At 65.6% G+C, this 19,846-nt stretch carries 21 protein-coding genes; 13 read left to right on the forward strand and 8 right to left on the reverse strand.

The genetic code is table 11. The annotated features are described in order from the left end of the window. The first annotated feature begins 12 nt into the window (after positions 1-12). Complete coding sequence (locus RND64_RS05090; RefSeq protein ID WP_049697849.1) at positions 13-270, forward strand: antitoxin; 258 nt, start codon at positions 13-15, stop codon at positions 268-270. A 70-nt stretch (positions 271-340) separates the two neighbouring features. Here RND64_RS05090 and RND64_RS05095 read toward each other — a convergent pair whose 3' ends face one another. Further along, the gene (locus RND64_RS05095) at positions 341-967 is read right to left on the reverse strand and encodes a DNA-3-methyladenine glycosylase (protein ID WP_270483297.1); all 627 of its coding nucleotides are present in this window, start codon (positions 965-967) and stop codon (positions 341-343) included. Here RND64_RS05095 and RND64_RS05100 point away from each other — a divergent pair. After that, on the forward strand, positions 945-1,382 hold the full coding sequence (locus RND64_RS05100) for a type II toxin-antitoxin system Rv0910 family toxin (RefSeq protein ID WP_049698077.1): 438 nt from the start codon (positions 945-947) through the stop codon (positions 1,380-1,382). The two genes, RND64_RS05095 and RND64_RS05100, sit on opposite strands and share 23 nt — an antisense overlap. A gap of 378 nt (positions 1,383-1,760) precedes the next feature. On the opposite strand, the gene RND64_RS05105 is transcribed toward RND64_RS05100, so the two are convergent. Further along, positions 1,761-1,973, reverse strand: a complete 213-nt coding sequence (locus RND64_RS05105; RefSeq protein WP_331436461.1) for a hypothetical protein — start codon at positions 1,971-1,973, stop codon at positions 1,761-1,763. Between the two features lie 61 nt (positions 1,974-2,034). On the opposite strand from RND64_RS05105, the gene RND64_RS05110 reads away from it, so the two are divergent. After that, positions 2,035-3,603 carry a VWA domain-containing protein gene (locus RND64_RS05110; RefSeq protein ID WP_270483560.1) on the forward strand — a complete coding sequence of 523 codons (1,569 nt, stop codon included), beginning with the start codon at positions 2,035-2,037 and terminating at the stop codon, positions 3,601-3,603. A gap of 6 nt (positions 3,604-3,609) precedes the next feature. On the opposite strand, the gene RND64_RS05115 is transcribed toward RND64_RS05110, so the two are convergent. Beyond that, entirely contained in the window at positions 3,610-4,515 is a 906-nt protein-coding gene (locus RND64_RS05115; RefSeq protein ID WP_049697852.1) for a LysR substrate-binding domain-containing protein, read from the reverse strand. A gap of 92 nt (positions 4,516-4,607) precedes the next feature. On the opposite strand from RND64_RS05115, the gene RND64_RS05120 reads away from it, so the two are divergent. The 10 genes from RND64_RS05120 to RND64_RS05165 all read left to right on the forward strand — a co-directional run bounded on the left by RND64_RS05120 (position 4,608) and on the right by RND64_RS05165 (position 13,857). Continuing rightward, positions 4,608-5,831 carry an acetyl-CoA C-acetyltransferase gene (locus RND64_RS05120; protein WP_290723949.1) on the forward strand — a complete coding sequence of 408 codons (1,224 nt, stop codon included), beginning with the start codon at positions 4,608-4,610 and terminating at the stop codon, positions 5,829-5,831. After that, positions 5,828-6,604: a 3-oxoadipate enol-lactonase gene (gene pcaD / locus RND64_RS05125; RefSeq protein WP_270483296.1), complete on the forward strand. Its 777-nt coding sequence runs from the start codon at positions 5,828-5,830 to the stop codon at positions 6,602-6,604. The genes RND64_RS05120 and pcaD overlap by 4 nt, the downstream gene beginning before the upstream one ends. Next, positions 6,601-7,419, forward strand: a complete 819-nt coding sequence (locus RND64_RS05130; RefSeq protein WP_270483294.1) for a CoA transferase subunit A — start codon at positions 6,601-6,603, stop codon at positions 7,417-7,419. Before pcaD ends, RND64_RS05130 begins: the two co-directional genes overlap by 4 nt. Beyond that, on the forward strand, positions 7,416-8,057 hold the full coding sequence (locus tag RND64_RS05135; RefSeq protein ID WP_270483293.1) for a 3-oxoacid CoA-transferase subunit B: 642 nt from the start codon (positions 7,416-7,418) through the stop codon (positions 8,055-8,057). Before RND64_RS05130 ends, RND64_RS05135 begins: the two co-directional genes overlap by 4 nt. A gap of 264 nt (positions 8,058-8,321) precedes the next feature. After that, positions 8,322-9,251 (forward strand): LysR family transcriptional regulator, encoded by a 930-nt coding sequence (locus tag RND64_RS05140; RefSeq protein ID WP_270483292.1) that lies wholly within the window; start codon positions 8,322-8,324, stop codon positions 9,249-9,251. Continuing rightward, positions 9,248-10,351 carry a mandelate racemase/muconate lactonizing enzyme family protein gene (locus RND64_RS05145; protein WP_064870511.1) on the forward strand — a complete coding sequence of 368 codons (1,104 nt, stop codon included), beginning with the start codon at positions 9,248-9,250 and terminating at the stop codon, positions 10,349-10,351. The genes RND64_RS05140 and RND64_RS05145 overlap by 4 nt, the downstream gene beginning before the upstream one ends. A 13-nt stretch (positions 10,352-10,364) precedes the next feature. Next, positions 10,365-10,649 (forward strand): muconolactone Delta-isomerase, encoded by a 285-nt coding sequence (gene catC / locus RND64_RS05150; RefSeq protein WP_270483290.1) that lies wholly within the window; start codon positions 10,365-10,367, stop codon positions 10,647-10,649. An 85-nt stretch (positions 10,650-10,734) separates the two neighbouring features. Then, positions 10,735-11,613: a catechol 1,2-dioxygenase gene (gene catA / locus RND64_RS05155; protein WP_064870513.1), complete on the forward strand. Its 879-nt coding sequence runs from the start codon at positions 10,735-10,737 to the stop codon at positions 11,611-11,613. A 65-nt stretch (positions 11,614-11,678) separates the two neighbouring features. Beyond that, a complete protein-coding gene (locus tag RND64_RS05160) occupies positions 11,679-13,274 on the forward strand; it encodes an AAA family ATPase (protein ID WP_270483286.1) in 1,596 nt (531 codons plus the stop codon). Positions 13,275-13,305: 31 nt separating this feature from the next. Further along, positions 13,306-13,857, forward strand: coding sequence for a molybdenum cofactor biosysynthesis protein (locus RND64_RS05165; RefSeq protein WP_270483284.1), 552 nt, complete (start codon positions 13,306-13,308; stop codon positions 13,855-13,857). Positions 13,858-14,244: 387 nt separating this feature from the next. On the opposite strand, the gene RND64_RS05170 is transcribed toward RND64_RS05165, so the two are convergent. The 5 genes from RND64_RS05170 to RND64_RS05190 form a co-directional block, all read right to left on the reverse strand. Then, a complete protein-coding gene (locus tag RND64_RS05170; protein ID WP_290723939.1) occupies positions 14,245-15,195 on the reverse strand; it encodes a proline dehydrogenase family protein in 951 nt (316 codons plus the stop codon). Between the two features lie 11 nt (positions 15,196-15,206). After that, entirely contained in the window at positions 15,207-16,856 is a 1,650-nt protein-coding gene (pruA, locus tag RND64_RS05175; RefSeq protein ID WP_270483280.1) for an L-glutamate gamma-semialdehyde dehydrogenase, read from the reverse strand. A 141-nt stretch (positions 16,857-16,997) separates the two neighbouring features. Next, positions 16,998-17,789, reverse strand: coding sequence for an ABC transporter permease (locus tag RND64_RS05180; RefSeq protein ID WP_270483279.1), 792 nt, complete (start codon positions 17,787-17,789; stop codon positions 16,998-17,000). After that, positions 17,789-18,670 carry a 2-aminoethylphosphonate ABC transporter permease subunit gene (locus RND64_RS05185; RefSeq protein WP_270483277.1) on the reverse strand — a complete coding sequence of 294 codons (882 nt, stop codon included), beginning with the start codon at positions 18,668-18,670 and terminating at the stop codon, positions 17,789-17,791. The genes RND64_RS05180 and RND64_RS05185 overlap by 1 nt, the downstream gene beginning before the upstream one ends. Beyond that, on the reverse strand, positions 18,667-19,845 hold the full coding sequence (locus RND64_RS05190) for an ABC transporter ATP-binding protein (protein WP_270483275.1): 1,179 nt from the start codon (positions 19,843-19,845) through the stop codon (positions 18,667-18,669). Before RND64_RS05190 ends, RND64_RS05185 begins: the two co-directional genes overlap by 4 nt. Position 19,846 lies beyond the last annotated feature (1 nt).

Raw genomic sequence — 19,846 nt, forward strand, 5'->3', positions numbered from 1 at the left:
CAGGAGCAGACCATGGATCTCAAAGGACTCGTCGACAAGGCGAAGGAAGCACTCCGGGGCAACCCGAGTCTGATCGACAAGGGTGGCGACGCCATCGACAAGGCCACCGGCGGCAAGTACGCCGACCAGGTCGACAAGGCACAGGACGCGGCTCGCAAGGCGGTCGGTGCGGAAGACGCGCCCGCTGAGCAGAAGCCTGCCGAACAGCAGCCGGCGCAGCAGCCCGCAGCCGAGCAGAAGCCTGCCGGGGATCAGCAGCCACCGGCCTGAGCGAGTTCGAACCGAGTTGCGGTTGCTGTGGGGTGCGGAATCCGCGCCTCTCGGCAACCGCAACTGTTGTCTAGTCGGCCCGCGGGTGGCGACGGTACGCCGACACCGTCGGATCGTCGGTGATCCAATATCGCCACGCGACGTCGGCGTTGCGTCGAACTCCGACACGGGGCCCAGAGCTGATCGGCACGGAATTGATAGGTCCAGCGCCGGCGGGTTGGGAGTCGATCTCGTCGGGTGCGATGAATCGGACCCCGCGCGAGCGTGGAGCGTTGAGGTCGACGCCGAGATCGTCCATCGTGATCCCGAGCGACTTGGCCAGATTTCCCGGCCCGCGGGCCAGGCGCGCCGGTGCGAGGTGTTCCCCGCGCCTCCGGAGCGCAACGTCGAGGCCGTCGACGACCTCGCCCGCACGCAGCAGTACCGCCGACGCTTCGCCGTCGGGTCCGGTGACGACGTTGGCGCAGAAGTGACCATGGATGCGGTACACATACAGCCTCGACGGCGGTCCGTACATGATCTCCGAACGGGGCGTCCGCGTGTACGCGTGCGAGGCCGGATCGAGCGGCCCGGCATACGCCTCGACCTCGGTGATCCGGATGGTCACATCGTGCCCGCGCAGAAATCGGCCCAGCATCGAACGTGCGGCAGTGGTGACGCTAGGCTGACGAACCATGGCTAAGACGAGCAGCTCCATCGAGGTCGATCTTTCTCCGGAAGATACCTGGTCAGCAGCGTCGGATCTCAGTCGGTACTCGGAGTGGCTGCTTCTGCACGACGGTTGGCGTTCACCGATACCCGGCCCCGGCGAACTCGAAAAGGGCACGAAGGTCTCGTCTGTCGTCAAGGTCAAAGGCACACGTATCCGGTTCGACTGGGTCGTTGAGACGTACGACCCGACGAGCCAGGTCCGTCTCAAGGGCAACGGCAAGGGTGGGATCAAGGCGAAACTCGATCTCGCCATATCGCCCACGGAGACCGGCTCGTCAGTAGTCTTCACTCTTGATCTGGGTGGGCTACCGCTGATCGGCCCCGCGGGGAAGGCCGCGGCAATGGCCGTCTCGGGCGACCTGAACAAGTCGCTGGACACCTTCGCCGAGGTCTTTGCGTAGAACTCTCCGGAGTCGACCGCAGACATACTTCTCGGCGCGCGCAGCGCCGATGACACCAGGGGGACGCACGACAATGGGGCGGCACTTTTCCGACTCCGATTCCGACGGCCAGGAGGTCGAGGGTCAGGGGTTCGATAGGCAGGGCTTCAGGGATCAGGGGTTACCCAACGACCCGACCCGTGCCGGCGCGCGTCCGACGCCGCCGCGACGGACCCCACCTCCCCCCGGTCCCCGGCAGCAGACTCCTCCTCGGCAGCAGACTCCTCCCCGGCAACAGACTCCCGGCCACCAAGCTCCTCGGCCCCAGACCTCGCGCCCCCAAGCCGCGCAGCCCCAGGCCCCGCAGAGCCAGCCCCCGCAGCGCCGGGCGCCGCAAGGTCAGACGCCCACGCCCGCGCAGCAGCGTCGATCGGACGGGTCGTCGAATACCGGGGCGTCAACAACTGCGGCGCCGAAGACGCCGTCTTCGACGCCCCGACCTGCCTCGGGTCGCCAGGCTGCGCAGCCCGCCTCGGGTCGCCAGGCTGCGGCGGCCGGGGTGGCGGCGTCGAGCGGCCAGACGGCACCGCGTGGAAGCAGATCGACGCGCAAGGGTGGCTCGGGCGACGGTTTCGGATTCGAGCATCGTGAGGCGCGCAGCGGTCGTCGAGGGATGTGGTTGTGGAGCGCGGCCGCTCTGCTGCTGGTCGTCGCGGTCGTCGGTGGCATAGCGATCTGGAAGTCCGGAATCGTCGGAGGCTGTGGCGACCGCACGTCGGTCAGCGTCGCGGCCGACCCGGCGATCCGAGATGCGGTCGCCGACGCCACGTCGAAGGTGTCGTCGGATTCCTGCTACGACTACACCGTCACAGCGGTGGCAGGCGCCGACGTCCCGGGCCTGCTGACCAGCGGTGACAAGGCTCCAGATCTGTGGGTGCCCGATTCGTCGCAACAGGCGAGGCGGGTGACGACGCAGGTGCGTCGCCAATTCGACACCGTCTCACCGTCAATCGCCGCCACACCCGTCGTGGTGGCGGGTACGCAGGTCGGAAAGCTGTCGAACTGGGTCGACGTGATGAAGCTCGACGGTCTGCGCGCGGGCAACCCGATCGACACCAGCACCGGGGATGCGCCGATCGTCGGAGCGCTCGCCGAGGTCGACGCGGGCAAGCTCACCAACGACGACCTGACCGAAGCGATGACCGTGCTCGCGGTCCAGCAAAACAACGCTCGTCTGGTCAACGACAACGAGGGCACGCGGCTCAATCTGGCCAACACGTCGACGACGCCGGTGGTCACCACCGAGCAGCAGCTCACCTTGTTCACGCGAACGCATCCCGGTTCGAAGCTCAAGTCGTCGATCCCCGAGGACGGCACAGTGATGCTCGACTATCCGCTCGTCAATACCGCGCCGGAGTCGCGCGCGGAGACGGCGACGGCAGCGGGCAAAGACCTCTCCACCGCGCTGACTTCTGGCGACGGCGCGTCGTCGATCACCGACGCGGGATTCCGAAAGCCCGGTGATACAGAGGGTTTGACGGTATTGAAGCTCAGCGATCCGTCGCAGGTCGACAGGGCTCTACGGCAATGGCAGGTTCTCGGCGTGCCGATTCGCTCACTTGTCGTCGAGGACACGTCGGGGTCTATGGCCGAAAGCGACGGTGGCGAGACGCGTGCGCAGTTGACCATCGACGCGTCGCTGACCGGTTTGAAGCTGTTCCCGAACAACACCGAGATCGGTATGTGGTCGTTCGGTGTCAACAAGGGCGGACAGGGGCAGGACTGGAAGGAACTGTCACCGATTCGTCGACTCGACGCTCCGGCGTCGGGTGGTGGCACGCACCTGGACGAGCTCACGGCAGCGGTGAAGGCGGGACTCGCGCCGTCGGAGCTGGGTGGTGGAACCGGACTCTACGACACCACGTTGGCAGCGTTCAAGAACGTCCAGGACAGCTACGACCCGAACTATTCCAACAGCGTCATCATCCTCACCGATGGCCGGAACGAGGACGCGAACAGCATCAGTCTCAGGCAACTGCTTTCGCAGCTCAAGCAGCTCGAAGATCCGGCGCGGCCCGTGCTCGTGCTCACCATCGGGATCTCCGACGACGCCGACACCGACGCTCTGAAGCAGATCGCCGAGGCGACCGGCGGGTCGTCGTACGTGGCGAAAAACGCAAGCGACATCCAGACGGTGTTCGTCGACGCGATCCGGGCTCGGGTGCAGGCTGCCGGACGCTGACGTTGGTCAGCTCGGCAATGCTGACAGGTCACGGGCGACGTCGCGGAGCACGTGTAGCGCTCGCTCGACGATCGGAGCGTCGGCGGTGACCAGGCGTGCCGCGGCGAGATCGACGGGGTCGGCGTCAGGGGTCATCGGTAGGTAGCGAACCCCCGCGATTCCGAGCGCGGCGGTCGGCTCGGGCACGACGGCGACCCCGAGACCCGCCGCGACAAGCGTGACGAGCGTCGAGGTCTCCTGTACCTCGTGTCGGATCTGCGGGACGAATCCGGCAGCCGCGCACAGGGTGGCCAGTTGGGTGTGCATCACCGAACGTCCTTGTCCCGCATGGGAGATGAAGTCGTCGTCGTGCAGATCGGCGAGGGCAACGTGGTGCTGACGCGCCCTGTTGTGACTGTCGGGAAGCGCCACCAGCAATCGGTCGCGCCGCACGGGCGTGACGATGACCTCGGGTGCCGTGATCGGTGGACGTAGCAGGGCGAGATCGATGTCGCCCGCCAACAGCGCCGCGATCTGTGCGGGTGCGAGCATCTCGCCGCGCACACTGACGTCGACGTCGGGGAGCTCTTCACGGAGCGCCCGGACGAAGCGGGGGAGCAGCGAGTAGGTCGCCGATCCGACGCACCCGATGGCGAGGCGGCCCTGTGTGCCCTCTGCGATCCGTTTGGCGTGCGTTCCGGCATGGTCGACGGCGTCGAGGATTGCGACGGTGCGTTCGAGATAAGCCTGACCCGCGGGCGTGAGTTCCACGGTGCGGGTGGTGCGGATGAGGAGTGGGAACCCGAGTTCGTTCTCGAGCTGACGGATCTGTTGCGACAGCGGTGGTTGCGCGATGTGCAGTCGTTCGGCAGCACGTCCGAAGTGCAGTTCCTCCGCGACAGCGCGGAAGTAGCGAAGGTGGCGCAGCTCCATCAGACGTCTCCTCGGTATTGATACTTCTGGCATCTTAGTCGATCACAAATGAATACTTCTCAATATCGCTCGCAGTTCCTAGTGTTGAAACCATGAACGCCCCCACAGATGTCGTGATCTGCTCGCCGCTGCGCACCCCGGTCGGACGAATGGGAGGTGTCTTCGCGTCGCTGTCGGTTGCCGACCTCGCGACCGGCTTGCTGCGCGAACTGACGACGAGGACAAGTCTGGGTGAGGGTGACATCGACGACGTGATCCTCGGGCAGGGGTACTCCAATGGCGAGGCGCCGGCGCTGGGCAGGATCGCTGCGCTCGACGCAGGGCTCGGGGTCGGGGTACCGGGTATGCAGGTCGACCGCCGCTGCGGCTCGGGACTGCAGGCGATACTCAACGGCGCGGCGCAGGTCGCGACCGGAGGAGCAAACCTGGTGATCGCCGGTGGTGCGGAATCGATGTCGAACGTCGAGCACTACGCACTCGGACTGCGCACCGGCGTACGCGCGGGCGGCGTCGAACTGATGGACCGGCTCGAACGCGGGCGTCTGACAGCGGGAGGCGAGTCGCATCCGGTGCCCGGCGGGATGATCGAGACCGCGGAGAACCTGCGTCGTGAGTACCGGATCGGACGCGACGAGCAGGACGAATTGGCGGTCCGGTCGCATCACCGTGCGGTCGCCGCGCAGCGGGAGGGACGATTCGACGACGAGCTCGTTGCCGTCACCGTGCCCGGTCGACGCGGTAAGCCGGATACGGTCATCGATACCGACGAGCATCCCCGCGCCGACGCGAGTGTGGAATCGCTTGCGGGACTGCGCCCTGTACGCCGGCGCATCGACTCTGAGTCCACGGTTACCGCAGGCAACGCATCGGGTCAGAACGACGGCGCCGCGATGTGCATCGTCACGACACGGGCCGAAGCGGAACGTCGAGGTCTCGATCCGATGCTCACCCTGCGGTCGTGGGCGGTCAGCGGATGTGCCCCGGAGACAATGGGTCTCGGGCCCGTCGGTGCCACCGCGGCAGCGCTCGGCCGCGCCGACCTCACCCTCGACGACATCGACCTCATCGAACTGAACGAGGCGTTCGCCGCCCAGGTACTCGCGGTGCTCGCTGAGTGGAAGGTCGACGCCGAGGATGATCGCCTGAACCCCAACGGATCCGGCATCTCGCTCGGCCATCCCATCGGGGCCACGGGAGGTCGGATTCTTGCGACCGCTGCGTACGAGGCGCGGCGTCGTGATGCCCGGTACGTTCTCGAGACCATGTGCATCGGTGGCGGACAGGGGATCGCGGCGATCTTCGAGGCAACCCGATGAGCGCCGTCGAGGTCAGTGCGCACGTCACGGGCCGAACCGATGCGCCGGTCGTCATACTGTCGAATTCGCTTGGCTCCACTCATCGAATGTGGGACGCACAGCTCTCGGCGCTCGAACAACGTTTCCAGGTGGTGCGCTATGACACTCGCGGACATGGTGATTCGCCAGTGCCTGCGGGTCCGTACACAATCGACGACCTCGCCGACGACCTCGTCGGTGTGCTAGATCGATTCGACATCGCGTCGGCCCACGTCGTCGGACTATCCCTCGGCGGATTGACCGCGATGCGGGTGGCGATCCGCAACCCCGAGCGGGTCGATGCCCTTGCGCTCCTGTGCACCGCAGCGTGTTTCGCGCCTGCGCAACCGTGGCTTGATCGTGCGGCGACCGTGCGTGCCGACGGTACAGGGGCGATCGCCGATACGATTCTCACGCGCTGGTTCACCGCGGAATACCTTGCCGACGAACGTAACACGGACACGGTCGCGTGGTATCGCGCGATGATCGCAGGCACCCCGGCGGAGGGTTACGCGGGCTGCTGTGAGGCACTAGCTACTGCGGATGTGCGCGGCGAACTCGGAGCAATCAAGGCGTCGACGCTCGCGATCGCAGGCGCCGATGATCCCGCGACGCCGCCCGATCGTCTCGCCGAGATCGTCGATGCGGTGCCCGACGGTCGGCTGGAAGTCATCGGACACGCGGCCCACCTGGCCAATGCCCAACGGCCACAAGAGATCACACCTCTCCTTCTCGACCATCTGGAGCACTCATGACCAACGTCAATTCGTCTGCCCGGCACAGTAAAGTGGCCGACTCGGCCGCCAGCGCAGTCGCCGACATCCCCGACGGCGCAAGCCTCGCCGTCGGAGGTTTCGGACTCTCCGGCATTCCCAAGTTCCTCATCGACGCCCTGCTCGCGCAGGGAGCGAGCGGGCTGACCATCGTCTCCAACAACTGCGGCGTCGACGGCGCGGGATTGGGCCTGCTGCTCGAAGCGCGGCGCATCGACAAGGTGATCGCGTCGTATATCGGCGAGAACAAGGAGTTCGGCCGCCAGTTCCTCGCGGGCGAGGTGACCGTCGAACTCACGCCGCAGGGTACGCTCGCCGAGCGAATGCGGGCCGGCGGCAGCGGAATTGGTGCCTTCTACACGCCGACCGGGGTGGGCACTCCCGTCGAGGAGGGTGGTCTGCCGTGGCGATACAACTCCGACGGCTCGGTCGCACTCGCGTCGGCGCCGAAGGAGGTGCGGACCTTCCACGGGCGGCAGATGGTGCTCGAGGAATCGATCGTCACCGACTACGCGTTGATCCGTGCCGCCGTCGTCGACACCGCGGGTAACTGCTGTTTCCACGCAGCCGCACGGAATTTCAATCCGCCCGCCGCGATGGCCGGACGCATCACGATCGTCGAGGCAGAGCGCGTCGTCGAAGTCGGTGAACTCGACCCCGACGAGGTGCACTTGCCCGGAATCTTCGTGCAGCGGGTCGTCGAATTGACGCCGCAGCAGGCCGAAGACAAGGGAATCGAACATCGGACAACCCGGCCGCATCCCGTGGCAGTCGGCGCAGCAGAGGTGGCATCATGACCTGGACCCGTAACGAAATGGCCGCGCGCGCAGCACAAGAGCTGCGACCCGGCGACTACGTCAACCTCGGCATCGGACTTCCGACGCTGATTCCCGACCAGATGCCCGACGACTCGGGGATCACCCTGCACGCGGAGAACGGCATCCTCGGCGTCGGCCCGTTTCCGTACGACGAGGACGTCGATCCGGATCTGATCAACGCGGGCAAGCAGACTGTGTCGACGCTGCCCGGCGCGTCGTTCTTCGATTCGGCCACCAGCTTCGCAATGATCCGCGGCGGCCACGTCGACGTCGCCGTACTCGGCGGCATGCAGGTCGCGATGAACGGCGACCTTGCCAACTGGATGGTTCCCGGAGCGATGGTCAAAGGCATCGGCGGCGCGATGGACCTCGTCAACGGCGCGGGTCAGGTCATCGTGCTCATGGAGCACGTCACCAAGAAGGGCGACCCGAAGCTCGTCGCCGCATGCTCGCTACCGCTGACCGGGCGCTCCGTGGTGAGCCGGGTCATCACCGATCTCGGCGTATTCGACGTCGCGGCAGGGGGATTCGACGTCGTCGAGCTCGCGCCCGGCGTCGAATTCTCCGACGTCGAAGCGAAGACCGGCGCGCCGCTGCGGGCGTTGGCGTCGGCTTAGGTCGGCGGGTTCGGGGTTCGGGGCGCGCTCTTCCGTGGGTTTTGCGCTGTCCCGCCTCTATGAACGGTCACGCATAGGGCTGTCGCATCCCTGACCCACGCTCTGATTGATCGATGGCATCGATCAATCACACGAATATGAGTCCTTGTCTTGTATGGATCGGGCTTCTACCGTGGATCTCGAAAGTGGTGGCAGTCACATGGCGCCAGGGGAGTGACTCAGAATTCGCTCCTTCCGAGTAGTCGGCGCGAGAGGAGTGGTGACATGGAGCTACGACACCTGCGGTACTTCGTGGCCGTCGCCGACACATGTCACTTCGGGCAGGCCGCTGCCACGCTGCACGTCGCGCAGCCCGCGCTGTCGTACGCGATCAGGCAACTCGAAGCAGAGCTCGACGTCACGTTGATGACCAGAACGACTCGCCAGGTCTCACTCACTCCGGCAGGCCTCTACCTGCAGGCGGAGGCCAGGCGCATCCTCGGTGACGTCGACGGATGCGTCGACGAGGTACGACGTATCGCCGCCGGACGCAGTGGATTGGTGCGACTCGGACTGACCGGCATCGGGGCCTTCTCGCATCTGCCCAGGATCGCCCGCGCCGTCAAACAACAGCTCCCGGGCGTCGAGCTCGCGATCTCCGCGGACATGCTGACTCCGACACAGCGCGACGCGCTGGTCGCCGGCGAGATCGACCTCGGACTACTGCGACCGCCGGTGGCCGGTGACGGCATCGAGGTACGCACCATCGACGTCGAGCCGTTGGTCCTCGCCGTGTCCAGTGATCATCGGTTGGCATCCGAACCTGTTGTGGCGCTGCAAGATCTGCGCACCGAACCTTTCGTGATGTACGACAGTCGTGACTCTGCGGTCAACGACGCCGTGTTGCGGGCTTGCAGGAGTGCGGATTTCGTACCGCAGCGGTCGCACGAGGCGTCGGGAACGCCCGTCCTGCTCGCGCTGGTTGCCGCGGGACTCGGCGTCGCGGTACTTCCCGGCTCGGTGCGTGCACTGCAGTCGGCAGGCGTCGTCATCCGCGAACTGGCCGACGCCGGCTCCATCGAAGTAGCGCTCGCATGGCGCACGGATGACACCAATCCACTCGTCGCGACCGTGTCCGAGGTGATCGCGGACGCATTCGGCTTGGCCGAGGCGTTGCCGAGTCCCGAACCCTTTACACAAGGACCACACTTATGAAAATCACTGAGATCGAAGCGATTCCGTTCGCGATCCCGTACACCAAACCACTGCGCTTCGCCTCCGGTGAGGTCCACGCGGCCGAGCACGTACTCGTGCGGGTCCACACCGACGAGGGCATCGTCGGCGTCGCAGAGGCGCCGCCACGGCCGTTCACCTACGGCGAGACGCAGGACGGCATCGTCGCAGTCATCGACAAGGTGTTCGCGCCACAGCTGGTTGGTCTGACCGTGCTCGAACGCGAGGTCATCGGTGAACGGCTCGCACGCACCGTCGGTAATCCGACCGCGAAGTCGGCGATCGACATGGCCGTCTGGGACGCACTCGGCAAGATCCTCGGCTACCCGGTCGCCGACCTGCTCGGCGGTTACACCGACCGCATGCGCGTCAGTCACATGCTCGGATTCGACGAACCGTCGGTCATGGTCGCCGAGGCCGCGCGCATGCGAGACACGTACGGCATCAACACGTTCAAGGTGAAGGTCGGGCGGCGGCCGGCTTCGCTCGACACCGCGGTGGTCCGCGCACTACGGGAGAGCTTCGGCGAGTCCATCGATCTCTACGTCGACGGCAATCGGGGGTGGTCGGCGTCGGAGTCGATGCGCGCCATGACCGAGATGGCCGACCTCGGCCTGCTCTTTGCCGAAGAGCTCTGTCCCGCAGACGATGTGCAGGGTCGACGCTGGCTCGTCGAACGTCTCGACGTCCCCTTCATCGCCGACGAATCGGTCCCCGAACCCGCGGACATCACGCGCGAGGTGCTGGGTGGTTCGGCCACGGCGATCAGCATCAAAACGGCCCGAACGGGTTTCACCAGATCGCGGCGGGCGCACCACCTCGCAGAAGGCCTCGGCCTCGAGGTGGTGATGGGCAATCAGATCGACGGACAGCTCGGCACCGCATGCACTCTCGCGTTCGGAACGGCCTTCGAACTGACGTCACGGCAGGCCGGTGAGCTCTCGAACTTCCTCGACATGAGCGACGACCTACTCGCCGAGCCGCTGCAGATCTCCGACGGCCTGCTGCATCGCTCCGAAGCGCCGGGTATCGGTGTCGAGATCGATCCCGAAAAACTCACCCACTACCGACTCGACCACTGAGAGAAGACCACCGATGCTCTTCCACGTACGTATGGACGTCAACATTCCCCACGACCTCGCTCCCGATGTCCGGGCCGAGACCGTCGCTCGCGAGAAGGCGTATTCGCAAGAGCTGCAACGCAAAGGCGCATGGCCACATATCTGGCGGATCGTCGGCGAGTACTCCAACTTCTCGATATTCGACGTCGCCGACAACGACGAACTGCACTCCATCCTGTCCGGACTTCCGCTGTTTCCGTACATGACGATCCACGTGACGCCCCTCGCCACCCACCCATCAGATATCGCCGCGGACTGACCGACCCGCCCGCGGCCCACTTCTCGCTCAACTCGCAGCCCCTGGTCACGCAGCACGCAGCCCAAAGTAACAAGGAGTATCCATCATGACGAACACCATCGACGCCAGCTTCAACGAAGAGGTCACCGCGAAGGCCGCCGAATCGGGCGCCAATGCCTCGGCGCGCTTCCGTGAACGCATGGCCACCAGCGGATCTCGTGCAGGTGTCGTCGACACCGAACGAGTCAACTATCTGGCGAGCAAGGCGGTGAAGGCGCTCAACGACATCGTCCTCGACGACCGCGTCACCTACGAGGAGTACAACGCCTTGAAGGCGTGGCTGATCAGGGTGGGTGAGGACGGCGAATGGCCGCTGTTCCTCGACGTCTGGCTCGAGCACTCGGTCGAAGAGGTTGCCAACGAGCATCGCGAGGGCAGCAAGGGCACCATCGAGGGACCGTACTACATCGAGGGCTCGCCCGAATTGTCATGGAACGGAACCATTCCCATGCGCGACGACGAGCCGGGAACACCGATGGTGTTCTCCGGACAGGTGCGCGCTGTCGATGGCACACCGCTCTCGGGCGCCAAGCTCGAGCTCTGGCACGCAGACGATCTCGGCTTCTACTCGCAGTTCGCGCCGGGACTGCCGGAGTGGAATCTCCGCGGCACCTGGATCGCCGACGACGAGGGGCACTTCGAGATTCACAGCCTGCAGCCCGCGCCGTATCAGATCCCCACAGACGGTGCATGCGGTCAGCTCATCGAGGCGGCGGGATGGCACGCCTGGCGACCCGCGCATCTGCACTTCAAGGTGAGCGCGCCGGGCTACGAGCTGATCACCACGCAGCTCTACTTCCCGGGTGATCCGCACAACGACGACGACATCGCCTCGGCCGTCAAGCCTGAACTGATGCTCGACCCGCAGCCGGTCGACGGCGGCGTCGCCGTGACGTACGACTTCGTCCTCGATCCCGAGGCCTGAGTCCAGCTTTCAGATCGGGCGTCCGCATCGTCGGACGCCCGATCGACGACCAGGGAAGGTCGATCATGTTGGTAGCACCGACAACACTCGTCGCAAGCACAACGTCGGACGACCTGGCTCGGGTTCGCGGTCAGGCGTCGTCGTGGCGTTCGCCCGAGATCGCCATCGCAGACCGGGATCTCACCGATTCGGCGCTGAGCGACCTCATCGCGACGGCTGATTCCCTTGGCGAGGACTCGTTCTCGCGTGCCGTCGGCGCGATCGTGTCATCGCGGGCAGGCGACTTCGCGCCGATCCCACATCTCGACGCCGCCGTCGAGATCTTCCGGACGTTCCTGCGGCACGACATGATCGACGGCTGGCTCTACGTCCGCGAGTCCGACGGTTACCTTCATCCGTATCTCGTCATGGACATCACGCTCGAGCACGGTGACCGAACACATGGTCCGCGAATCAAATTCACGATGGAAGCAGACAACGCCACCGTGAAGCGGCCCTCACGCAAGCCGCGCGTTCTCTACTTCGAAGACACCGAAGTCGTCGGAAAGACACCCGCGGATGTGCTGTTGGCTGGGGGTGCTTACAAGGAGAGCGACGACCTCAAGGTCGAGTACCAGGCGCGCCGTGACCGCTACCAGCACATCATCGACACCGGTTTCGGACAGCAATACACGTTCAGCGGCAAAGTGATTCGTACCGACGACTATCGCTCACCCAACTCGCGGAACAATCGCAAGGTGGTGCACGACGTCGCACCCGACGAGATCGCACCGCTACGCATGGTCGCCGCGTCGGCACTCTACGACAGCAACCGTTACGGCGGAGACGATTTCGGTCCTGTGCCGGTCACCACGGCCGTGCGGGTATTCGATCTCGGCGCGCAGGACTTCCTCGACGTCAACACCGCCGACCTCGCCGAGTACGTCTACGAGACGCACCTGCAGGACAAACTCGTTCTGCCCGACGATCAACGCGAGCTGCTGAACATCCTCACGACCGACATTTCTGTGTTCACCGGCGACATCATCGGCGGGAAATCGGCCGGTAACGTCATCCTCGCAAAGGGAAGGCCAGGCGTCGGCAAGACACTCACCGCCGAGGTCTATGCCGAGGTCACCGGACGTCCGCTGTACTCGATCCACTCCGGATCACTGGGCATCACAGCCGAATTGGTACGCAAGAACCTCGAAGTGATCTTCGATCGGGCCAAGCGGTGGGACGCGGTCCTCCTGCTGGACGAAGCCGATGTGTTCGTGATGGAGCGCGGACTCGACCTCGCGCAGAATGCCATCGTCGCCGAATTTCTGCGCACCCTGGAGTATTTCGACGGCTTGCTGTTCCTCACCACCAACCGTATCGACGGTGTCGACGAAGCGATTCTCGCCCGCTGTGCGGCGATCATCTCCTACGCGCCGCCCGGACCCAAGGACGCCCGACAGGTCTGGCAGATCCTGGCCGCGGGTAACGACGTCATCCTGGGAGAGGACCTGCTCGACGACCTCGTGGGCGGGTTCCCCGACATCACGCCGCGCGACATCAAGATGCTCCTCCGGCTCGCGCTGCGTATGGCGCGGCATCGTGACGTCGAACTCGACGCGTCGGTGTTCGCGAGCAGTGCGGTGTTCCGTGGGCTGACGTACGTGCCGCGTTCGGAGAGATGACCGGTCGATGGGGGCTGCGTAGCCTGGGAGCATGGAGTTCAGGTACGACGTCGAGATCGTGACGTTCGTCGTCTCACCTGCGCACGCCTACTTCGGACGACCGAAGGACGGTCCGGCCGCAGACGTGCCGACCGAGACCCCGTCGAGCGTTGAGATCATCGCCGACAAGGGGATCCGTGGCGACAGGTTCTTCGGCGTGCGCGCTCACACCGAAGCTGCCGTGACGTTCTTGGCGCTCGAGGCGTGGGAGGCGGCCGCCGGTGACGTCGACCCGGTAGTCGCTCGACGCAATGTGGTGGTGCGTGGCCTCGAGCTCGACCCGCTGCGTGGGCGGGAGTTCAGTGTCGACACCGGCGACGGTCCCGTGCGGTTCCGCGGCGGACGTCCGGCCCACCCGTGCGCGTGGATGGACACGATGGCCGACGAGGGTGTCCGTAAGGCGCTGATCGGTCGCGGCGGCCTGCGCGCGCAGCCGCTGACCTCGGGGACGCTGCGCGTGGGCCGGGCGTCGATCGTCACTGACGTCGAACTCGACGCCGCCCGCGCCGCCGCGCAGGTCAAGCGCGCGCAGCCGCTGGGGTGAGCCCCCGCTGGTCGAGCGGGCCCCACCGCTGGTCGAGCGGGCGCGAGCGGAGCGAGCACCCGAGTCGAGACCACTCTTTCGATCGGCTGGTGATCTCGACAAGCTCGATCAGCGGTAAACGGCTCGCTCGGCGGGTGGCCCTCCGCTGGTCGAGCGGGCGCGAGCGGAGCGAGCACCCGAGTCGAGACCACTGCCCCCCGCTGGTGATCTCGACAAGCTCGATCAGCGGGAAAGGCTCTATCGGCGGGCCCCACCGCTGGTCGAGCGGGCGCGAACGTAGTGAGCACCCGAGTCGAGACCACTTTGGCCGGCGGTGATCTCGACAAGCTCGATCCGCGGGTAGAGCTCGATCAGCGGTAAAACAGCTCGATCAGCGGAGGGCCCCCCTCAGCCCGACACCAGCGCGCGCAGGAAGAATCCCAGGTTGGCGGGCTTCTCGGCGAGGCGTCGGACGAAGTAGCCGTACCACTCCTGGCCGTAGGGGATGTAGACGCGGACGGCGTGGCCGGCGGCGGCCAGGCGCTGTTGCTCGTCGGAGCGGATGCCGTAGAGCATCTGGTGTTCCCAGCTGTGCGGCTCCCGGCCGAACTCGATCGCCATCAGCTCGGCCGCCTCGATCATCGTCGGATCATGGCTGGCGACCATCGGATATCCGTTGCCCTTCATCAGGATTCGTAGACATTTGAGATACGCCTCGTCGATCAGTGAGCGCTCGGGATAGGCGACCGACGCGGGCTCGGAGTAGGCGCCCTTGCACAGCCGGATGCGAGCGCCGGATGCCGCGAACTCTCGACAGTCGTCTTCGGTGCGACGCAGGTATGCCTGCAAAACCGTTCCCAGTTCGGGGTATTCGCCGCGCAGAGTCCTGACGATGTCGAGTCGTTCGTCGACAGTGCCGTGGTCCTCGGCGTCGACCGTGACCAATACGCCCGCCGCGGCAGCGGCACCACAGATGGTGTGCGCGTTCTCCTCTGCGATCTTTCGACCATGCCGTGGCAGGCACTGGCCGAGGGCGGTGAGCTTCAACGACACTTCCAGAGCCCCAGGCGGCGCCTCGAACTGCGACATCCCCTGCAGGAGGCTCAGATACGCCGCGACCGTCGCCGACGCCTGAGTTTCGTCGGTGGTGTCCTCGCCGAGGTGGTCGATGGTCACCGACAGTCCGCTGCCGAGTGCGTCGGCGATTGCCACGAGCACCTCGGCTTCCGACTCGCCCGCCACGAAGCGGTCGACGACGCGCTCGGTGACCGGAAGTCGTTGCGACGTCTGCTTGATGCGTTGGCTCCCCGCCGCGCGTGTGATCACCGGGCGCAGAACCGAATCGAAGAGTGCGCTCATGTCATGTCACCTCAGTCCTTCTCGGTGGCATCAGTTGCCATGTGCGGGTAGGCCGAATTCTTCGGCGGTACAAAGGTTTCCTTGATGGTCCGCGTCGACGTCCAGCGCATCAGGTTCGCTTTCGAGCCAGCCTTGTCGTTGGTGCCCGACGCGCGTGCCCCACCGAACGGCTGCTGGCCGACGACGGCGCCGGTCGGTTTGTCGTTGATGTAGAAGTTGCCCGCCGCGTTGCGCAGCAGATTCGACGCCGTCGACACGGCGGCGAGGTCGGTGGCGATGATCGAGCCGGTCAGCGCGTACCGCGCGGTGGAATCGACCATGCGCAGCGTCGATTCGAAGTCGGCGTCGTCGTAGACGTGAACAGACAAGATGGGTCCGAAATACTCGGTGAAGAAGGCTTCGTCGGTCGGGTCGTCGCCGAGCAGCACCGTCGGCCGGACGAAGTAGCCCTCGGTGTCGTCGCACTGCCCGCCGACCGCGACGGTCATCGAGGCGACGGTCTTCGCACGGTCGATCGCGGCGACCTGCTTGTCGAAGGCGCGACGGTCGATCACCGCGCCGCCGAAGTTGGACAGGTCCCGTACATCGCCGTAGGTCAATTCGGCTGCCTCGCTGAGGAAGTCGTCGCCCATGCGATCCCACACCGAGCGCGCGATGTACGCGCGCGATGCGGCCGAGCACTTCTGCCCCTGATACTCGAAGGCGCCGCGAATCAGGGCGGTGCGCAACACATCCGGGTCCGCTGACGAATGCGCGACGATGAAGTCCTTGCCGCCCGTCTCGCCGACGATGCGCGGGTAGTTGCGATAGTGGTCGATGCGGTTGCCGACTTCGCGCCACAGATGCTGGAAGGTTGCGGTCGAGCCGGTGAAGTGGATGCCCGCGAAATTCTCGTCGGCGAGCGCGACGTCGGACATCGCCCGTCCGTCGCCGTTCACCAGATTGATGACGCCGGCCGGGAGTCCGGCCTCTTCGAGGAGCCTCATGGTGATGTGCGCGGCGTACGCCTGTGTCGGAGAGGGCTTCCACACCACGGTGTTGCCCATCAGCATGGGTGCGGTCGGGAGATTGCCGGCGATGGCGGTGAAGTTGAATGGTGTGATGGCGTAGACGAATCCGTCGAGCGGTCGGTGATCGAGGCGATTCCAGACGCCCGGCGACGACATCGGCTGCTCGGCGAGGATCTCCCGCGCGAACTCGACGTTGAACCGCCAGAAATCGACGAGCTCGCACGGAGCGTCGATCTCGGCCTGCTGCACAGTCTTCGACTGCCCGAGCATCGTTGCGGCAGCTAGCTTCTCGCGCCACGGTCCGCTGAGTAGGTCTGCCGCGCGCAGAAGGACGGCGGCGCGATCGTCGAAAGTGGTGTGCGCCCAGGACTCCTGCGCTGTCATCGCCGCGTCGACGGCGGCACGGGCATCGTCGTGGGTGGCGTTGGTCATCGTGCCGAGCACCTCGTGATGAGAGTGTGGCTGCACGACGTCGAGTCGCTCACCGCCTCCGATATGAGCCGCGCCACCGATGATGTGCGGCAACTCGGCAGGGTCGGCCGACGACTGTCGCGAGAGTTCCTCGACGATCCGTCGACGTTCCGGGGTGCCGGGCGCGTAGGTGTGCACCGGCTCGTTGATCGGGCGTGGGGGAGTGGTGATCGCATCCATGGTCTCAGTCCATCGAGACGGAGACGATTCGGCTATGTCCAATCGGCCAACGTCAATGCGAATTGTTCGGTGGATTGCACAACGAGGATCGCGCAACGGCGTCCGATTGCACGGCAACCGGACGTCCGTCGTGCCAGCCGCCTAGGCCGCTCGCGTGCGGATTCTGCCGAGAACCGTGAGCGCGACCAGCGTCGTCGCCAGCAGCACCGTCGTGCAGGCTGCGGCATCGAAGACCTGACCACGATCGGAGAGTCCGAAGATGGTCACCGGCAACGTCTTCCAGGTCGCTGGGTACACCATGACCGTCGCGCCGAGTTCACCCATCGACAGTGCTACTGCGAGACCTGCGGCAGCCCCGAGTGCGGGCGTCAGCAGGGGCAGGGTGACCCTTGTCAGGACTCGGAACGGACTGGCGCCCAACGATTCCGCTGCCTGCTTGTACGCGGGGTCGAGTCGTTCCAGCGCAGCGGTGACCGAACTGAACGCGAAGGCCAGGACGAGCACGGTGTGCGCCACGATCACGATCCAACGGGTGCCGCCCAAGAGCAACGGCTTCGAGTTGAAACTGATCAGCAAACCCAACCCGATGGCGACCGAAGGCACCGCGATCGGCAGGTGGAACACCGCGTCGGTGAATCGGCGTATCGGCGCGGGTGCCTCCCTGGACGAGAGCGCGGCCCAGGTGCCGAGGACCAGCGCGATGGCGCCTGCGATGAAGGCCGTCTGAATGCTGACCGACAGCGAAGCCAGGTTCTCGCCCGAGAGCGCATCCCCGAAATGGTTGAGACCCAGGTTCGACGGCAGTGGGCCCGTCCACGAGCCTGCGAACCCGGCGATGACGACGGTGGCAATCGGTGCGACGAAGACCACGAGTACGACGACCGCGAAGATCGTCCAGGTGATTACCCGGCTGGCGCGAGTCCAGAGCAACATCAGATCTTCTCCCTGCGAGTCGTGATGCGTGCGAACAGCAATCGGTAGGCGCCGTACAGGGCAAGTGACAGTGCGACCTGGACAGTCGCGATCACCGCCGCCCCCGGCAGGTCGAACGTGACGATTCCACGGGTGTAGATCAGGACGGGCAGCGTCGTGACGTCCTTGGCGCCCGTGAAGGCGACGATGCCGAACTCGTTGAGCGTCAACAGCAGAACCAGGCTTCCGCCCGCTGCCAACGCAGGCCACGCTTCGGGAAGGATCACCGAGCGGAGCACCCGCAACGGTGAAGCGCCCAGCGATGCAGCCACATTCAGTTGATCGGTCGACATCATCGCGAACGCGGCCAACAGCGGTCGGACGACGAAAGGGGTGAAGAAGGTGATCTCGGCGAGGATCACGCCCCACGGCGTCGTGAGAAAGTGCAGTGGACGTTCTCCGGTCACCGCGGCGATCGCCGAGTTCACCGCTCCCGCAGAGCCATACAGAAATGTGAACGCCAGGGTGATGAGAAACGAGGGCAGTGCGAGCACCGTATCGATCATGCGTGCCACGAGGCCCGAACCTGGGAAGGGCACGAACGCCAGCACCACGGACAAAAACGTGCCGAGCACAACGCATCCGATCGTCGACGCGATCGCGATCCACGCGGTTGTGGTCAACGCCCGCACGAACGCCTCGCTGCTCAACACTGCGCCCCAGGTGCTTTGACCTTGACCGTCAGCGGATTCGGCGAGCATCCGGATCAGCGGATACACCGCGATGACGGCGATCACCACAAGAGGCGGCAACGCCCAGACGAGTGCTCCGAGGCGACGCGGTGCCTGATTCGACGGCGGCGGTGCGGACGTCGTCGGCTCCGCGAGGGTTGCCGACGTCATCGCGGACCTCCGGCGGTGTCGACCAATGTGCCTGCCGGGTCGGGCAACCGCACGCCGACGACCTCGTCGACCGGGTGGTCGGCGCGGCCTGCGACGTCGGCGTCGATCAGTTGGTCGGGCAGACCGTCGACGGCGAGCGTCAATCGTGTCGACGCCCCACGCCAGACCGACGTCGTCACGCGAGCACGCAGCGAGCGGTGTGCGCCGACCGCGGTCACTTCGATCTCGTGTGGGCGGATGCACAGGTGCGCAGGCAACCCCGGCGTCCACCGCGACAGCGGTTCTGGAGCGGTCGCCGACAGCATCTTCTCGCCCACCTCGACCAAAGCCGTTGCGCCGGAGACACGTCCGACCTTGCAGGGAAGAAGATTCGCGCCACCGAGGAACGACGCCGTGAAGCCCGACGGGGGTCGGGACCAGAGTTCTTCGGTGGTGCCGATGTCGACCAGTCGAGCATCACGCATGACGCCGATCCGGTCGGCAAGTGCGAGAGCTTCGGTCTGATCGTGCGTCACATACAGCATGGTGGTGTCGGGCAATGCATCTCGCAGCCGTTGCAGCTCCCCGACCATCGTCTGGCGTAGGGCGGCGTCGAGCGCTGCGAGTGGTTCGTCGAGCAGTAGGACGTCGGGCTTGATGGCCAGTGCCCGGGCAATGGCCACGCGCTGCTGCTGTCCGCCGGAGAGTTCTCGAGGCAGGCGTGAACCGTACTCGGACATACTCACCATGCCGAGTGCTTCCTCGACCCGTTCGCCGACCTCGCGCTTGGAGAGTTTGCGTGCTCGCAACCCGAAGGCGACGTTGTCACGCACCCGCATGTGTGGGAACAGTGCGTACGACTGCACGACGACGCCGATCCCGCGACGTGCGGGCGGAAGGTCGGTGATGTCGTTGCCGGACAGTCGAACCCGACCGGCCGTCGGGCGCACGAACCCAGCGAGCGACTTGAGTGCCGTCGACTTTCCGGAACCACTCGGACCAAGCAGCGCGACGGTCTCACCACGGCTGACGCGCAACGTGAAGTCGCGCAACGCATCTGTGGAGTTCTTACCGCGTCCATAGGAGACGGTCACGCGATCGAAGGCGATCGCCGGTTGCTGTGGGGAGGCCCCCGAGGGGGACGACGCCGAGAGCTCGGCGTCGACCTTCCTGCGAGTCAACGGATTCTGTGCCATG

Origin of the sequence: Gordonia sp. w5E2 (assembly GCF_036540975.1) — a bacterium.
GTDB classification, from domain to species: Bacteria; Actinomycetota; Actinomycetes; order Mycobacteriales; family Mycobacteriaceae; genus Gordonia; species Gordonia jacobaea.

Excerpts from the sequence above, each read along its gene's own strand:
- RND64_RS05090 (WP_049697849.1), top strand. The coding sequence starts at position 13 with ATGGATCTCAAAGGACTCGTCGACAAGGCGAAGGAAGCACTCCGGGGC.
- RND64_RS05100 (WP_049698077.1), top strand. The coding sequence starts at position 945 with ATGGCTAAGACGAGCAGCTCCATCGAGGTCGATCTTTCTCCGGAAGAT.
- RND64_RS05095 (WP_270483297.1), bottom strand. The coding sequence starts at position 967 with ATGGAGCTGCTCGTCTTAGCCATGGTTCGTCAGCCTAGCGTCACCACT.
- RND64_RS05110 (WP_270483560.1), top strand. The coding sequence starts at position 2,035 with ATGTGGTTGTGGAGCGCGGCCGCTCTGCTGCTGGTCGTCGCGGTCGTC.
- RND64_RS05115 (WP_049697852.1), bottom strand. The coding sequence starts at position 4,515 with ATGGAGCTGCGCCACCTTCGCTACTTCCGCGCTGTCGCGGAGGAACTG.
- RND64_RS05120 (WP_290723949.1), top strand. The coding sequence starts at position 4,608 with ATGAACGCCCCCACAGATGTCGTGATCTGCTCGCCGCTGCGCACCCCG.
- pcaD (WP_270483296.1), top strand. The coding sequence starts at position 5,828 with ATGAGCGCCGTCGAGGTCAGTGCGCACGTCACGGGCCGAACCGATGCG.
- RND64_RS05130 (WP_270483294.1), top strand. The coding sequence starts at position 6,601 with ATGACCAACGTCAATTCGTCTGCCCGGCACAGTAAAGTGGCCGACTCG.
- RND64_RS05135 (WP_270483293.1), top strand. The coding sequence starts at position 7,416 with ATGACCTGGACCCGTAACGAAATGGCCGCGCGCGCAGCACAAGAGCTG.
- RND64_RS05140 (WP_270483292.1), top strand. The coding sequence starts at position 8,322 with ATGGAGCTACGACACCTGCGGTACTTCGTGGCCGTCGCCGACACATGT.
- RND64_RS05145 (WP_064870511.1), top strand. The coding sequence starts at position 9,248 with ATGAAAATCACTGAGATCGAAGCGATTCCGTTCGCGATCCCGTACACC.
- catC (WP_270483290.1), top strand. The coding sequence starts at position 10,365 with ATGCTCTTCCACGTACGTATGGACGTCAACATTCCCCACGACCTCGCT.
- catA (WP_064870513.1), top strand. The coding sequence starts at position 10,735 with ATGACGAACACCATCGACGCCAGCTTCAACGAAGAGGTCACCGCGAAG.
- RND64_RS05160 (WP_270483286.1), top strand. The coding sequence starts at position 11,679 with ATGTTGGTAGCACCGACAACACTCGTCGCAAGCACAACGTCGGACGAC.
- RND64_RS05165 (WP_270483284.1), top strand. The coding sequence starts at position 13,306 with ATGGAGTTCAGGTACGACGTCGAGATCGTGACGTTCGTCGTCTCACCT.
- RND64_RS05170 (WP_290723939.1), bottom strand. The coding sequence starts at position 15,195 with ATGAGCGCACTCTTCGATTCGGTTCTGCGCCCGGTGATCACACGCGCG.
- pruA (WP_270483280.1), bottom strand. The coding sequence starts at position 16,856 with ATGGATGCGATCACCACTCCCCCACGCCCGATCAACGAGCCGGTGCAC.
- RND64_RS05180 (WP_270483279.1), bottom strand. The coding sequence starts at position 17,789 with ATGTTGCTCTGGACTCGCGCCAGCCGGGTAATCACCTGGACGATCTTC.
- RND64_RS05185 (WP_270483277.1), bottom strand. The coding sequence starts at position 18,670 with ATGACGTCGGCAACCCTCGCGGAGCCGACGACGTCCGCACCGCCGCCG.
- RND64_RS05190 (WP_270483275.1), bottom strand. The coding sequence starts at position 19,845 with ATGGCACAGAATCCGTTGACTCGCAGGAAGGTCGACGCCGAGCTCTCG.